Source organism: Nonomuraea sp. NPDC003709 (assembly GCF_040610775.1).
GTDB classification, from domain to species: domain Bacteria; phylum Actinomycetota; class Actinomycetes; order Streptosporangiales; family Streptosporangiaceae; genus Nonomuraea; species Nonomuraea angiospora_A.
Map to the genome: position 1 here is coordinate 610,236 of NZ_JBEXMW010000003.1, position 14,511 is coordinate 624,746.

The following is a 14,511-nucleotide window of genomic DNA, read 5'->3' on the forward strand; positions in this document are numbered from 1 at the left end:
CCCGCCCCTTTGTCGTGAGATGGCGAGACCGGCAGCTTTGCTTTTGCCCATTGCGGCAAGTAACACGTTCGGACCACCGGCCGTGAGGCCATGGAGGATATCGTGCGCCTGTTCTTGCCGGCCGTGCTCATGCTCGCCACCTCGTGCGGCCTGGCCGAGGAGGGCGCGCAGCCCGTCGTCACGGGCGCGTTCGGCACCAAGCCGGTCGTGGCCATACCCAAGGGCAGCCCGGGCCGCACGCCGCGGATCACCGTGCTGTCGACGGGCAGCGGACGGCGCACGCTGCCGGGCGACGTGGTGCTCGCCGACGTGGACATCCGGCGGTGGTCGGGCAACCAGCCGTATCTGAGCACGTACGACGGCCACCAGCCCACCTCGGTCGTCTTCGACGGCAGGCGGGTGTCGGAGACCTGGCGGCAGGCGCTCATCGGCCGGTCCGCGGGCAGCCGGATCATGCTGGTCAGCCAGGCGGGCGAGGCCCTCGGCCCGGACGCGCCGCTCGCGCCGACCGATCTCGCGCCCGCCGACACGATGGTGCTGATCTTCGACGTCCTGGGCGGCTACCCGCCCGACGCCCGGCTGGTCGGCCGCACCCTGCCGGTGGTCCCGGCGGACCTCGGGCCGGGCTCGCCGCCCCGCACGCTCATCGCCGGCTCCGGCGAGGAGGTCCTCGCCGGTTCGAAGGTGGTGGTCCAGTACGTGGCCGCGTCATGGCCCGAGCGGACGGTCGTGGACTCGTCCTACCGGAGGGGCGGGCCGAGCGCGTACACGCTGAAGGAGGGGGACGTCCCCGACGGCTGGCTGGGCGCGCTCGTGGGCCGGCAGGTCGGGAGCCGGGTCGCGGTCTCCGGCCGCGGTGACCAGCCGTCGCTCTACGTCATAGACGTGCTGGGCACGGTTCACGTATGAGAGGGGCCGGGCGCATTCCACCCGACCCCTCCGCATCGTCAATCGCAGTGTTCGAGCGGGCTGTCGTAGGTCGAGGCGCCGGCCTTGCCGCCCCACTTGACGCACTTGCCGGACGCCGAGGCGATGACCGGTCCCGCGTAGTAGGCGAAGTTGCCTGAGTCCGTCTTCCTCGTACTGCCCGCCACTTCCAGGTAGGCCGTGGTGGCGGTGGCCGTGCCGACGTTCTTGTACTTCAGCGTCGTCACGCAGTTGTTGCCGTTGGAGGAGTTGTAGAGCAGGTAGACGGCGCCGTCACTGCCGAGCGTGGCCGAGTCGATCACGTCGTAGCCGGAGCCGCAGACCTCCGTCGGGGTGTGCGGGTTGCCGCAGTTCTTGGAGGTCACCGACTGCTGCGGGTAGCCGAAGGTGACGCCGTTGAAGACGGCCTTCTGGATGTTGTCCGGGTAGTTGGTGCCCAGCCGCACCTCGTAGTGCAGGTGGGGGCTGATGTTGTTGCCCGGCTTGCTGGTGTTGCCGACCGTGCCGATCTGCTGGCCCTGCGACACCGCCTGGCCCTCGCTGACCGTACGGGAGTTCAGGTGGGCGTAGTACGAGGTCCAGCCGCCGCCGTGGTCGATCTTGACGAGGTTGCCGTACCCGTTGGTCGAGCCCTGGTGCGCGGAGATCACCACGGTTCCCGCCGCGGCCGCCACCACGGTGTCGCCGAGGTCGGCGTCCGCGGTGCTGCCCCGGTTGAAGTCGATCTCCCACGACTGGTGCGCGCTGCTGTTGCTGGAGTTGCCCGTCCACGTCTGGTTGCAGGGGAACGGGAGCTGGAAGTTCGTGGCCAGGATCTGGGCGTCCGCCCCCGGCACGGGGTCGGCCGCGGCGACTGACGTCGTACCGAGGCTGAGTAACAAGGCGAGGCCCGCGACCATTGCTGCGCCGAGCTTCATGGGGTGATCCTTTCCCGTGGGATCTCTGAGACCAGGGTCTGGACAAAGCGCACAGGAATCGTCCAGAACCGATACAGGAAGCTGTCAGACCTCCGTAGAGGAGCCGATGTGCCGGTCACCTTCCATGTGCTCGGGCCGCTGGAGGTCCGTCGCGATGGCCGTCCCGTCCGGATCTCCGGCAGGAAGCCCCGCATGCTGCTGGCGACGCTGCTGCTCGACGCGGGCCGCGTGGTCGGCGCCGATCGGCTCGCCGACGTGCTCTGGCCGCACCGCCCACCGCGTTCCGCCCAGGCCAACCTCCGTACGTACGTCAGCTCGCTCCGCTCCGACCTCGGGCCCGCGCTCCTCCGGGCCGACGGGGTCGGTTACGCGATCGACGTGGGGGCGGGGGCGCTCGACCTGCTGGAGTTCGAGGCCCTGGTCGACCGGGGCGAGTTCGCCGAGGCGCTCGCGCTGTGGCGCGGGGCGCCGCTGTCCGACCTGCCCGGCAGCCCCGTCTGGGACCGCCGCCTCGAACCCCTCCACCGGGTACGCCTGTGGGCCGCCGAGGCGCTGATCGACCGGCGGATCCAGCGCGGGGACCACGACGGGGCCGTGTCCGAGCTGCGCGGGCTGCTGGCCGAGCACCCGTACCGCGAGGACCTGTGGGGGCGGCTGGTGCTGACCCTGCACAGCGGCGGCAGGAAGGCCGAGGCCCTGCGTGCCTACGCCACGGTCAGGGCCCAGCTCGTGGACGAGCTCGGCGTCGAGCCGGGGGCCGACCTGCGCGGGGCGTACGAGCTGATCCTGGCGGACGAGGCGCTGCCCACCGTGCCCCGCCAGCTCCCGCCCCGCCTTCCCGACTTCACCGGCCGGGCCGGCGAGGTGGCCGCGCTGGGCCGGCCGTTCACCGTCGCGGTGATCTCGGGGCCGCCGGGCTCGGGCAAGTCGGCGCTGGCCGTGCACGCGGCGCACGCGCTGCGCGGCGCCTACCCCGCCGGGCAGCTCCACCTGGAGCTCGGCCTGCGGGAGCCGGGCGACCTGTTGGCCGAGGCGCTCCGAGGGCTCGGCGTTCCCGGCGTGCCGCCGACCGTGGGCGAGCGGTCCGCGCTGTTCAGGTCGCTGCTGGCCGAACGGCCGATGCTGGTGCTGCTCGACGACGCCCGCGACGCGGACCAGGTGCGCCCGCTGCTGCCCGGCGACGGCAGCGTGGTGATCGTCACCAGCCGCCGCCGCGTCACCGAGCTGCCCGGCGCGGTGCTGGTCCAGCTCGGACCGCTGGCGCCCGACGAGGCGCTGTCCCTGCTCGGCTCCATCGCGGGCGGGGACCGGGTGGCCCGGGAGCGCGAGGCCGCGCTGGCCATCGTGGCCGCCTGCGGCGGGCTGCCGCTGGCCGTCAGGAACGCGGGCACGCGCCTGGCCGCCCGGCCCGGGTGGTCGCTGTCGGTGCTCAGGCAGCGGCTGGCGGACGACTGGCTCGGCGAGCTACGGGACGTGCGGACCAGCTTCGACAACGGGTACGCGCGCCTGCCCGCCGAGGCCGCTCGTACGCTCGCGACGTTCGGCCTGCTCGGCGCGTCCGCGCAGCCCGGGTGGGTGGTCGACGCGGCGCTCGGGCGGCACGGGGCCGACGACGTGACCGACCTGCTGGTGGACGTCAGCCTGCTGGACCTGGTCGGCACCGACGCGGTGGGCCAGCCGCGCTACCGCGTCCCCGACCTCATCGGCCGTCACGCGCTCGAACGCGTTCCTGTCCTCCCTCTCGGAGAACCCCGGCTGGACGCGGTGGGCAGGGTGCTGGCGGCGTGGACGGCGACCGCGGAGCACGCCATGGCGCGGCTGCCGACCACCGTGTTCAGCCTCACGGCCGCCCGGGCGCCGCGCTGGCGGCTGCCCGACCGCACCCTCGACCGGCTGACGGCCGACCCGGTCGCGTGGTTCGAGGCCGAGCACGAGGCGCTGGCCGGGGCGGTGGACCTGGCGGCGGGGTCGGGCCTCGCTGAGCCGGCGTGGGGGCTGGCCGCGGCCATGGTCCCGTACCTCGACCTGCACTGCCATCTCGGCACCTGGCGGCGCACCCACACGGCCGCGCTGGCCGCCGCCCGGGCGGCCGGCGACAGGTACGGCGAGGCCGCCATGCTCAGGGGCCTGGCGCAGGTCAGCCTCTACCAGGACCGCTACGAGGAGGCGGCCGACGGCTTCACCCGCTCCCGCCAGATATTCAGCGACCTGGGCGACCGGCGGGCCGAGGCCACCTCCATCTGCGGGCTCGGGGCCGTGAGCCAGTTCAGAGGCCGGCCCGCGCACTCGCTCATCCACTTCAGGAACGCGCTGGCCATCTTCGTGGCCACCGGCGACCGGCACGGCGAGGCGTTCGCCCGCCAGGCCATCGGCCGGGCCTGCCTGAAGTCGGGGGACCTGGAGCAGGCGTCGGAGTCGCTCGGCCAGGCCATGCGGCTGGCCCAGGAGCTGGGGGACGCCCATCGGGAGGGGTGCGTGCGCCTCCAGATGGGGCACCTGCACCAGGCGATGTCGTTCCACCAGCACGCTCTGGAGATCTTCGAGTCGCTGGGGGACCGGCACTGCGGGGCGTACGCGCTGCAGAGCCTGGCCGGGCTGCAGGCGGCGCGCGGTGACCTCGCGCGGGCCTCCACCGGGCTCGAAAGGTCGCTGGAGATCTTCCAGGAGCTCGGCGACCTCAGCGGCGCGGCCTCCTCGACGCAGCTCCTGGGCGAGCTGTACCGCTCGGCCGGTCGTACGGGGCTGGCGCGCACCTATCTCAGCCACGCCAGCGCGCTGCGCCGCAGCCTGCCCGTCTAGGGCCTTCCGCCGAGGTCGGAGCGGATCATGCTGTACCGCACACCGTCGTGCCACTCCCCGGCACGGAAGCCGGCGCCGCGGATGACGCCCTCGCGGGTGAACCCCGCCTTCTCCAGCGCCCGCTGCTCGGCCACGTTGGTGATCTCCGTGGACGCCTCGATCCGGTTGGCCGTCGAGTGGTCGAACAGGTAGCGCGCGAGCAGCCGCTGCGCCTCGGTGCCGTGGCCCTGGCCGCGGTGCTCCGGCGCCACGATCAGCCCCATCTCCCAGTAGTAGCTGGCGCGGTTGGCGACGTGCTTGCTCCACACCAGGAAACCGACCTGCTCGTCGCCGTTCGCGATGATCAGGCTGCCGCCGTCGTCGCCCAGCATGCCGTTCTCCTGCCAGCGCGTGCGCATGCGATGGGGATTCTGGAAGCCGTACCACTGGAACTCGCCCGAGCTGCCGGGGTCGCTCGTGAGCCGGTGCAGGAAGGACAGGTCGTCCTCTTCGACAGGACGCAGGCGAACAGTCATGATCGGGACACTAGACGACGTACCAGTCGCTTGAGGCGGGACTCCTGGAGCGGGGCGCCCTCAAGGGAGTCAAGGGCCTCCGCGGCGGTCGGGCGCTTGGCCGGGGAGTGGTCGAGCATCCGGCGCACGACCTCCGGCACGTCGGGACCGTGGGCGTCGGCGCTGGTCGGGAACTGGCCGGTGAGGAGCTGGTAGGCGATGGCGCCGGCCGCGTAGACGTCGGAGGCGGTCGTCATGAGGTCGGGCCGCTCCTGGCACTCGGGCGCCACGTAGTGCGCGTCGAGCACGTTGCCCAGCTCGTGGGCGACGGTGTAGTTGCGCGGGCCCGGCTTGGCGTAGTCGAACCCGGTCAGCACCGCGTGCCCGTCGTCGGTGACCAGGACGGAGGCGGGGGTCAGCGCGCGGTGGACGACGCCGTGGGCGTGGGCGTGCGCCAGCCCGCGCAGCAGGTCCTGGATCACGCCCAGCCGGGCGCCCTTGCCCAGCGACAGCTGCAGCGTCTCGCCGTGCACGTCGTCCAGCACCAGCACGAACCGGCTCTCGTCGTCGATGGCGAAGAAGTCGCGCGAGCGCACCACGCACGGGTGCGGGGGGATCCTGGCCAGGGTCTGGTACGCGTTGGCGATGCGCTGCCGCTCGGCCGCCCGCGCGTGGTGGTCGGCCAGCGGGTCGGCCTGGTAGACCCGCAGCAGCACGGTCTCGCTGCCCGGCAGCGTGGCGTTGAACGCGCGGTATTCGGTGATCTTGGTGTCGCCGCCGAGCTGCTCCTCGACCTCCCAGTTGCCGAACCTCGGCGGCGCGGTGCTGCGGCGTACGCTCTGGTTGAGCGCGTCGAGGATCGCGGTGAGGTACGGCTTGGTGTCCGGGCTGCAGCCGCGCCTGACCCTGGAGACGTCGCTCAGCGTGGCGAGCAGGCGGGGCAGGTCGGTGACGTTGATCGCGTCGCGCCCGGCCGGGTCGATCAGCTCGGCGTCGGGCGAGGAGAGCACGACCAGGCTGTCGACGTAGACCCGCTCCAGCTGGGTGGCCTTGGACACCAGCAGGCCCTTCAGCGCCTTGGCGGTGCCCCGCAGCTTGGCCACGGGAGAGCCGAACGCCTCCCTGCGCGGCGGGAACCAGCGCGTGCCCGACACCTCGATGCGGCCCCGGGTGCCCTTGACGTCGACGACCACGATCGAGTGGCCGGTCAGCACGATCAGGTCGACCTCGAAGACGTCGTGGCCGCGCGGAACCTCGATGTTGTGCAGCAGCAGCCAGTCGGCGGGCGCCTGGTCGCGCAGATAAGCGATCACCCGCCGTTCGGCGTCGTTGACCGGACGTCCCCCGCCGACGATCTCTGCCATGAGAGGTATCCTCCCACGATTGTGCATTGACAGCATGTTGTCGAAATGACAGGATGTTGTCATGAAGGGAATCGTGCACCACGCCGTTTATGACACGTTCGCCGACTGGGAGACCGGTCACGCGACCGCGCACCTCCGCAACGGGCGCTACCAGCGCGAGCCGGGCGGCTTCGAGATCGTCACCGTGGGGCTGACCACGGATCCCGTCGTCAGCATGGGCGGGCTGCGCGTCACCCCGGACCTGGCGCTCGACCAGCTCTCGCCCGCCTCCAGCGCGCTGCTCATCCTGCCCGGGGCCGACCTGTGGGACGCCGGCCCGTCGCTGGCGCCGTTCGCCGCCAAGGCCGGGGAGTTCCTGGACGCGGGGGTGCCGGTGGCGGCGATCTGCGGCGCCACCGCCGGGCTCGCCCGCGAAGGGCTCCTGGACTCGCGTGATCACACGAGCGCGGTGGTGCAGTATCTGGAGGCGCAGGAGGGCTACGCCGGCGCCGGTCACTACCTCGACCGGGACGCGGTGCTCGGGGGCGACCTCATCACGGCTGGTCCCACGGAGCCGGTGGCGTTCGCGCGGGAGATCTTCCGCCGGCTCGACATCTACCGTCCTGAGGTGCTGGACGCGTGGTTCCGGCTGTTCGCGAGCAGCGACCCGGCGGCGTTCGGGGTGTTGATGGCGGCATGACCGACACGGGGGAGCTGGTCTCGGGCCTGGCGCTGGGGTCGTTCCGGCTCAACGGGCAGTTCCTGCAGGTGGCCGAAGGGCTGGCCCGCCCGGCGGGGATGACGGCGGCCTGGTGGCAGGTGCTCGGGGCGGTCCTGCGGGAGCCGCTCCCGGTGGCGGGGGTGGCCCGCGTCATGGGGATGACCAGGCAGGGGGTGCAGCGGATCGCGGACCTGCTGGTGGAGCGGGGGCTGGCCGAATACCAGCCCAACCCGGCCCACCGGCGCGCCAAGCTCCTCCAGCCCACGGCCGCCGGGCGCGCGGCCGTCGCCAAGATCAACCCCGGCCACCAGGCCTTCGCCGATCGGCTGGTGGCGGAGATGGGGGTGGACGCGGCCCGCGACTGCCTCGCCGCCCTCCACCTCCTCTCCACCACCCTCGACCGCCTCACCACCCCCTCCTGACCCCGCCGCCCCCGGCCGGCGCCGCCTGGCGATGCGGCGGAGCGGGCCGCGGCGGGTGGAATTCATGGTCGTTTTTGAATCCCGCCGCCCACCCCGCCGTCACCGGAGTTTGCGGCGGGGTTTGAAGACCGAGAGCGTGGTCGCGGTCATCAGCATGGCGATCTGCGTCCCCAGTGCGGCCACCTGCCCCCACTGGCGAGTGGCGGGGACGGCGGCGGCGCCTTCGGTGGCGGCCGCCATTCCCTCGGGGTCGAACAGGAACATGCCCACGCAGATCACGGCCACCAGGAGTACGAGCTTGGCCGCCACCCAGTAATAGCGAAACAGCCCCCAATGGCTGGTCAGCCCCAGTGTGATGCCGCTGATCAATGCGATGAGGCTGAGCGGTATGCCGCCCGCGAAGACCAAGGCGGGCATCAGCCGATAGGCCGCGTGCGCCAGTCCGGCGTCCTTTGTCAGGGCCGCCGCCGTATTCAGCACGACCAGGCCCCACACCTCTCCGACCAGCGCGACGGACGCGATGACATGGATAACCATGACCGTCTTGCGGATACTCGGCCGCATCGATCTCACCTCCGCAATGAGTGAACTCGCCGGCCATCATCGACGCTTTGTTCGCCCGGCACGTCAGCCTCCGGAGGGCTCTCCGGGTACGCCGGCAGGCGTAGGGGCGCTTCTCAAGTTTCGGGTGATCGTTTCCTAAACGACAGTGCAGGTTCGGCCCATCGGGTGCGCGACGGGCCAAAATAAATCCCGCCAAAAGGGCTTCGAACCCTGCGCGTGAGTCCCGTTTCGGCGACGGTCGGGAAAACTCCGTGCCAAGAAAGCGAGGTGCCGCCTTGACTTCGAGGTGGGCTTTTTGAGTTGCAGTTCCGGCCGCCTGCCGCGATGGTTATTTCCGGCACCTCACAGCCCTGCACAAACGACTAGGCGCTGAATTCCGGCGCCGTTCCATGGAGGAAACCACACATGATCCGTCGCATTCTGGCCGGTGCAGCAATCGCGGCCGCCGCGTTCGGTCTCTCCGCAACGGGAGCCTCGGCCAGCGTCGGCCCCAACCCGCACAACAGCGGGCAATCCATCCTGAGTCAGCTGAGCGCCCTGGACGACCTGACCGCGCTCAACGACGTCCTCAACGACTCCGTGAAGTACGTCGACATCCTGACCCTCCTCCACCTGCAGGACATCGATGCCAACATCCTGAACAACCAGGAGAACACGGGCGACAACAACTGACGGCTCCTCTCGTGGCGTAGGCAGGAAGCCGATCGGCGGTTCCCGGGAGGGACTCCGCCCGGCCAAGGTCGTCTTCCTGGTGCCTTGAGGTGAACCGCGAAAACGGGCCGTGGACGTTCGCGAACCCACGGCACGGGCCCGGTGCGCACCGAGCTCTCCGTCCCGCGGCCCAGGTCGATCACTGCAGGACGACCTGGGCCGCGTGGCCGTTCACGGCGGCGGAGCTCGGGGCGTCGCCGCCGTCCGAGGCCGCGGAGCTCGGCGCGTGGCCGTTCATCCAGGTGTCGCTCGGCCGGACCACGCCGAGGAGGGTACGCCTGCCGAGCGGGTCCACCCGGACGGACTGCCCGGTGTACGGGGCGTGCACCATCCGCGTCGCGTCCACGACGATGCCGACGTGCTCGGGCCCGGGGCTGTGAGAGTCGCTGTCGAAGAAGATCAGATCCCCCGGCTCCGCCCGCTCCTTGGGTATCCGGATCCCGGAGCGCCACTGCTCCCGCGTGGTCGAGCCGATCGACACCCCCGCCCGCGCCCACGCGTATTCCGCGAGCCCCGAGCAGTCGAATCCCCACGTCTTCGCACCTCTTCCGGTGCCGAACCCGGGGCCGTTCACCCCGCCGCCGCCCCACGAGTACGGGACGCCGATCATCTCTATCGCCGCACGCATCGCGATCGCCCCGCTCGCCGATCGCCGGGCCATCGCGGGAATGGCCGGAACCGCGCACAGAATCACCGGTGCCAGTGCTATTGGCAGCAGCCGCCGTGTTCTATTCATGACATATTCAGCGCTCCCGTCGACCTGCCTCCGCCGGCCCGTTCTCCCGATAGCATTCCTCCTTCTGTATAGCGATAAAACGGACTTTGGCCATACGGGAGGTCCGTATGGCCATAAGCTGAAAAACTGCCCCTACGCCACCCCAGGGCAAATGCGTGCTTGTCGTATATATCCGGACCACCCATGATCAACAATCAAGGAATTGGTGCGCGCATTTGACTCCGGCTTAGCACAGTCGGGTTGCGGCCCGTCGAGGCGCCGCGAAATGGTATTCCTGGAATCTCGCAGGCCGGTGCGAGTGATTCACGATGACGCGCATCCCGCGCAAATTCCGACGAAGGAGAAACAAGAAATGATGCGTCGCATTCTCGCTGGTGCAGCGATCGCGGGTTGCCTGCTCGGGTTCTCGGCCACGAGCGCATCCGCCGACGTCGGTCCCAACGCGTTCAACAAGAAGCAGCAGATCCTCAGTCAGCTGAGCCTGCTCGACGACCTCACGCTGGCCAACGACGTCCTCAACGACTCCGTGAAGTACATCGACGCCGCGACCATCGGTCACCTGCAGGACCTCGACGTCAACCTGCTCAACAACCAGTCCCACGTGGGCGACAACAACTGAGCGCGTACGCCTGACGTGAGGGCGCTCCGGTAGCCACGGCCCCTGTGGCGGCACCCGTGGCGGCACCTTATCGGAGCGCTCCCCGGGCCGGGGCGGCACCGTCCGAGTCGGATCTTTCGCAGCAGTCAAGGGCACGGCCATGCCGTGCCCTTCATAATTTCCCCGTAATTCGGTCATTTTCCGGCGAAAATTACATAGCCAAACATACTTCGTGTAACCTGGGTTCTGGTTATTTGCCAGAGACCGGATTACACCCCCAGAGCGTGCGTGTTGGGGGGCGAAGAGCGTGAGCGTCCAAGAGCGGTTGCTCTACCAGGATGGGCAGCTGACGATCACGGTGCGCGCTGCGCCCGGACCGCCGGCCGTCGCGCTGGTCGGCGAGATCGACGCCTCCAACAGCCCCGCGGTGGCCGACACCCTGGCGGGGTGCCGCCAGGGCGCGTACATCGTCGTCGACACGGGCGAGCTGACCTTCATCGACGTCTCCGGCCTGCGGGTGCTCGTCATGCCCACGCTGCCGCCCACGGAGCGGTGGATCCGCCTGCACAATGTCACGCCGTACCAGCGGCGACTGCTTCGCATGATGGGCTGGTTCTACGAGCCCCGCACCCATCACCTGCCCGCGTAGGCCGCCGAGGTGCCGAGGCCCGTCGGCCCGCCCAGCCGCCGCTCGGGCACCCGGTTGTGGCGGAGCAGCGAGGCCTCGTCGAACCGGGAGCAGTGGTGGTGCCAGTGGAACACCCCGGCCACCCAGTTACGCAGCCCGTCCACGAACGCGTCGAGGTCCTGCCGGGCGTCCGCGTCGAGGTCGAGGTCGTCGGCGACGACCGGCAGCTCGTGCTCGACGATGTGCTGGAACTGGCCCACCCGCGAGTCCAGCAGGTCGGTCACGATGCCGAGCGCCGTCGGGTAGTCGCAGTCGAAGAAGTGCTGCACCACCAGGATGCCGTTGTGCAGGTCCCCCTCGAACTCGATCTCCTTCTGGTAGGAGAAGACGTCGTTGATCAGCGTCCCGCAGTCGGCGGCGGTGTTCTCCAGTGACCGGATCGGCCCGCTCTCGCGCAGCTCACGGGGGAGCCGCCGGCCGTGCCGCATCCGGCTGAGGCTCATGGTCAGCTCGCTGCCGGCGGCCTGCCGGCGCATCTCGACGAAGTCCACGGGGTCGGGGATGCGGTTGGCGAACTGGTTGCCCAGCTCCCACAGCCAGGCGAGACACGTGCTCTCGACCGCCTCGCGCAGCTCGCGGCGCCCCTCCGGCGGCATCGGCCCCACCGTACGCGCCCAGACGTCGGCCAGGCCCCGCTCCAGCACGCTCGCGGGCGTCGGCGGGGGCGAGCCGTCCAGCGGCATGAACGCCGAGAACCGCTCCACCGCGATCCTGGCCGCCGCGAGGTTGCGGGACCGGCCGAAGACGGCCGGGAAGTAGTCGTCCGCGTACGTGCCCCACGCCATCCAGTACGACGCCAGATCCAGCTCCTCGGGACTGCCGTCCGGATGCAGGCCCGCGGTGCACAGAGGCAGGTCGAGGTCGACGAGCCGTTGCTCGTCCCACAGGGTCGAGTCGAGCATCCCCATCTCCCCGCACCAGGCCACGGTGTTGCGCCGGGCGGCGTCGAGATGGGACGACAGCCGGACCTGGAACGGCATGGGCAGGTCGGGGATCCGCGAGGGCCCCACCCGCTGGTACGGCACGTACGTGAAGTTACGCAGCCGCTTGGCCCCCAGCATGTTGACGATCGACGGCATGCCCAGCGGCTTGCGGGCGGCGACCTGCTTGTTCATGTACCGGCTGGAGCGCAGGTGCCACTCGTGCCCGCCCGACTGCCAGTCCTGCAGCCCCTTGACGTAGGCCAGCACGCCGGCCGCGGTGAGCGGGTCGACGCCGTACTCCACGAACAGCGGGCCCAGCTCGCCCAGCGCCGTGTGCTCGAACTGCTGCATCCGCGAGGTCAGCAGGTCGTTGACCGCGTCCGCGGCCTCCTGCGTGCCGCATCCCAGGAACCTCTCCAGCACCAGCACGCCGTTGCTCAGCTCACCCTCGTCCCCGACCTCCCGCTCGTACGAGAACAGGTCGTTACGCAGGTGGACCGCGTCCGCGAAGGCGTCCTTCAGCACCCGCAGCGGCCGGGTCCCGGCCAGCCGGGCGGGCACCTCGGCGCCCACCGCGTGCTCGACGAGCCCCGCCGACCAGGGAGCCCCGCCGACCTTGCGGCGCATCTCGATGTACTCGACCGGGTTGGCCACCCGCCCCCGGTTGATGTTGGCCAGCTCCCAGAGGGACTCGTTCAGCAGGTTTCTGGTGCTCTCGGCGAAGCGCGCTCGCCAGTCCGCGGACCTGCTGGGCACCGTACGCACCCACAGGTCGGCCAGGCCCGCCTCGACGGGGTTGGTGGGCTCGGGCATGGTCAGGTCATCGCCCATCGGCATGAACTGCGCGATCCGGTCGAGGTACGCCTTGCTGCCCGCCAGGTCGCCGGTGCGCTTGAAGACCTCCAGGAAGTGGTCGTCGAAGAAGAAGACCCACACGTACCAGTCGGTGACCAGGCAGAGCTCGACGGCGTCGCAGTCGGGATGCGTGTACGAGCACAGCAGCGCGTAGTCGTGGGCGTCGAGGTCGGCCTCCTCCCAGATGCCGGAGCCTTCGGACATGCCCAGGTCGCGCGCCCACTGTCTGGAGTGCGCGCGAGCCTCTTCGAGATGCGGGTTCAGCCGCGCCGGGTACGGCATGTAGAAGTCCGGCAGTTCGAACGGCTGGCTCATGGCAGCTCCTCCATGTAAGTGATCGGCCGGCACCGCGCGCAGGCGGTGCCGGCCGTCCGGTTCCTCGCTCAGCCGTTCCTGCCGACCTCGACGTCCTCCAGCACGCCGAGCGCGTCAGGCACGAGCACCGCCGCCGAGAAGTACGCACTCACCAGGTAGGACATGACCGCCTGCTCGTTGATGTTCATGAACCGGACCGACAGGCTCGGCTGGTACTCGTCGGGGATGCCGGTCTGGTGCAGGCCGACGACACCCTGGTTCTCCTGGCCGGTACGCATGAGCAGGAACGACGTCGTGTACGTGGAGGAGACCGGGATCTTGTTGCATGGGAAGATCGGGACGCCCCGCCAGGCCGGCACCTTGTGCCCGAAGGCCTCGATGGACTGCGGGTAGACGCCGCGCTTGCTGCACTCCCGGCCGAAGGCCGCGATGGCCTGCGGGTGCGCGAGGAAGAACGCCGGGTCCTTCCACACGGTGGCCAGCAGGTCGTCGAGGTCGTCGGGGGTGGGACGGCCGGAGCGGGTGCGGATGCGCTGGCCGAAGTCGGCGTTGTTGAGCAGGCCGAACTCCTTGTTGTTGATCATCTCGTGTTCCTGCCGCTCGCGCAGGGCCTCGATGGTGAGGCGGAGCTGCTGGTCGAGCTGGCTCATCGGCTGGTTGTACAGGTCGGAGACCCGGGTGTGCACCCGCAGCACCGTCTGCGCCACGCTCAGCTCGTACTCGCGCGGGCTCAGCTCGTAGTCCACGAACGTGCCGGGCAGCACGGGCTCGCCGCTGTGGCCGGCCGACAGGTCGATCGCCGCCTCGCCGTAGTCGTTGTGGGCGTGCTCCCCGCTCGCCGAAAGCCACCGGTCCAGGTGCTCGCGCAGGCCGGGAGACTGGTCGGCGAGCTGCTCGAAGTCCTGCCGGGACAACGTGAGCACGGTGGTCTTGGTCTTGGCCCGCGCGGTGAAGTCGAAACTGCCGCCACTCGTCAGCGTCGCCTCACCGAGATAGTCGCCGTCGGCCAGGACGCCGAGGTTCTGCTCGTCGCCGTACGCGCCGCGGCTCACCTTGGCCACCCGGCCGTGGGCGATCAGCACGAGCCGGTCAACGGGGCGGCCCTCGGAGACGATCTCCTCGCCCGCCTCCACCTCACGCTGGGCGAAACGATCGGCCAGCGCCCCCAGCACCTCCGTATCGTCGAAGCCGCGCAGCATGGGCAGCTCGGTGAGCTCCGCAGGGATGACCCGCACGTCCGAACCGGTCGTGCTGAACGTGATGCGGCCGTCACCCAGCTCGTACGTCAGCCGCCGGTTGACCCGGAACACACCGCCCGAACACTGCACCCACGGCAACAGCCGCAGCAGCCAGCGGGAGGTGATCTCCTGCATCTGCGGCGCCGTCTTGGTCGTGGTCGCGAGCTGTCTGGCGGCCTCGGTGCTGAGGCTGAGCTGGCTGTTGCCGTTGGCGGCCTCAGGTGTGGGCGAGTTGGTCGTTTCGGTCATCGTGCTGCACC

General features: G+C 70.4%; 14 protein-coding genes. 7 read left to right on the forward strand and 7 right to left on the reverse strand.

Annotation, left to right across the window (positions count from 1 at the left end):
• Positions 1-102 precede the first annotated feature (102 nt).
• A complete protein-coding gene (locus ABZX61_RS11530) occupies positions 103-909 on the forward strand; it encodes an FKBP-type peptidyl-prolyl cis-trans isomerase (protein ID WP_355193623.1) in 807 nt (268 codons plus the stop codon).
• A gap of 38 nt (positions 910-947) precedes the next feature.
• Here ABZX61_RS11530 and ABZX61_RS11535 read toward each other — a convergent pair whose 3' ends face one another.
• The gene (locus tag ABZX61_RS11535; protein ID WP_355193625.1) at positions 948-1,844 is read right to left on the reverse strand and encodes a M23 family metallopeptidase; all 897 of its coding nucleotides are present in this window, start codon (positions 1,842-1,844) and stop codon (positions 948-950) included.
• A gap of 108 nt (positions 1,845-1,952) precedes the next feature.
• Here ABZX61_RS11535 and ABZX61_RS11540 point away from each other — a divergent pair, with 108 nt between their 5' ends.
• Positions 1,953-4,643: a BTAD domain-containing putative transcriptional regulator gene (locus ABZX61_RS11540; protein ID WP_355193627.1), complete on the forward strand. Its 2,691-nt coding sequence runs from the start codon at positions 1,953-1,955 to the stop codon at positions 4,641-4,643.
• On the opposite strand, the gene ABZX61_RS11545 is transcribed toward ABZX61_RS11540, so the two are convergent.
• Positions 4,640-5,158 carry a GNAT family protein gene (locus ABZX61_RS11545; RefSeq protein ID WP_355193629.1) on the reverse strand — a complete coding sequence of 173 codons (519 nt, stop codon included), beginning with the start codon at positions 5,156-5,158 and terminating at the stop codon, positions 4,640-4,642. The two genes, ABZX61_RS11540 and ABZX61_RS11545, sit on opposite strands and share 4 nt — an antisense overlap.
• Positions 5,155-6,501: an NERD domain-containing protein gene (locus ABZX61_RS11550; protein WP_355193631.1), complete on the reverse strand. Its 1,347-nt coding sequence runs from the start codon at positions 6,499-6,501 to the stop codon at positions 5,155-5,157. Before ABZX61_RS11550 ends, ABZX61_RS11545 begins: the two co-directional genes overlap by 4 nt.
• A 61-nt stretch (positions 6,502-6,562) precedes the next feature.
• On the opposite strand from ABZX61_RS11550, the gene ABZX61_RS11555 reads away from it, so the two are divergent.
• Both ABZX61_RS11555 and ABZX61_RS11560 read left to right on the forward strand, forming a co-directional pair.
• On the forward strand, positions 6,563-7,180 hold the full coding sequence (locus ABZX61_RS11555; protein WP_355193633.1) for a type 1 glutamine amidotransferase family protein: 618 nt from the start codon (positions 6,563-6,565) through the stop codon (positions 7,178-7,180).
• Entirely contained in the window at positions 7,177-7,623 is a 447-nt protein-coding gene (locus ABZX61_RS11560) for a helix-turn-helix domain-containing protein (RefSeq protein WP_355193635.1), read from the forward strand. The genes ABZX61_RS11555 and ABZX61_RS11560 overlap by 4 nt, the downstream gene beginning before the upstream one ends.
• 99 nt (positions 7,624-7,722) lie before the next feature.
• On the opposite strand, the gene ABZX61_RS11565 is transcribed toward ABZX61_RS11560, so the two are convergent.
• A complete protein-coding gene (locus ABZX61_RS11565) occupies positions 7,723-8,187 on the reverse strand; it encodes a hypothetical protein (RefSeq protein ID WP_355193637.1) in 465 nt (154 codons plus the stop codon).
• Between the two features lie 405 nt (positions 8,188-8,592).
• Between ABZX61_RS11565 and ABZX61_RS11570 the strand changes: the two genes are divergently transcribed.
• Complete coding sequence (locus ABZX61_RS11570) at positions 8,593-8,859, forward strand: hypothetical protein (RefSeq protein WP_350723666.1); 267 nt, start codon at positions 8,593-8,595, stop codon at positions 8,857-8,859.
• Between the two features lie 178 nt (positions 8,860-9,037).
• On the opposite strand, the gene ABZX61_RS11575 is transcribed toward ABZX61_RS11570, so the two are convergent.
• The gene (locus ABZX61_RS11575; RefSeq protein WP_355193639.1) at positions 9,038-9,559 is read right to left on the reverse strand and encodes a C40 family peptidase; all 522 of its coding nucleotides are present in this window, start codon (positions 9,557-9,559) and stop codon (positions 9,038-9,040) included.
• Between the two features lie 427 nt (positions 9,560-9,986).
• Between ABZX61_RS11575 and ABZX61_RS11580 the strand changes: the two genes are divergently transcribed.
• Both ABZX61_RS11580 and ABZX61_RS11585 read left to right on the forward strand, forming a co-directional pair.
• Positions 9,987-10,253: a hypothetical protein gene (locus ABZX61_RS11580; protein ID WP_350723663.1), complete on the forward strand. Its 267-nt coding sequence runs from the start codon at positions 9,987-9,989 to the stop codon at positions 10,251-10,253.
• 286 nt (positions 10,254-10,539) lie between these two features.
• A complete protein-coding gene (locus ABZX61_RS11585; protein ID WP_355193641.1) occupies positions 10,540-10,881 on the forward strand; it encodes an STAS domain-containing protein in 342 nt (113 codons plus the stop codon).
• Here the strand turns inward: ABZX61_RS11585 and ABZX61_RS11590 are convergent.
• Positions 10,866-13,013 carry a terpene synthase family protein gene (locus tag ABZX61_RS11590; protein WP_355193643.1) on the reverse strand — a complete coding sequence of 716 codons (2,148 nt, stop codon included), beginning with the start codon at positions 13,011-13,013 and terminating at the stop codon, positions 10,866-10,868. The two genes, ABZX61_RS11585 and ABZX61_RS11590, sit on opposite strands and share 16 nt — an antisense overlap.
• Before the next feature lie 68 nt (positions 13,014-13,081).
• Positions 13,082-14,500 (reverse strand): family 2B encapsulin nanocompartment shell protein, encoded by a 1,419-nt coding sequence (locus tag ABZX61_RS11595; RefSeq protein WP_355193645.1) that lies wholly within the window; start codon positions 14,498-14,500, stop codon positions 13,082-13,084.
• Positions 14,501-14,511 lie beyond the last annotated feature (11 nt).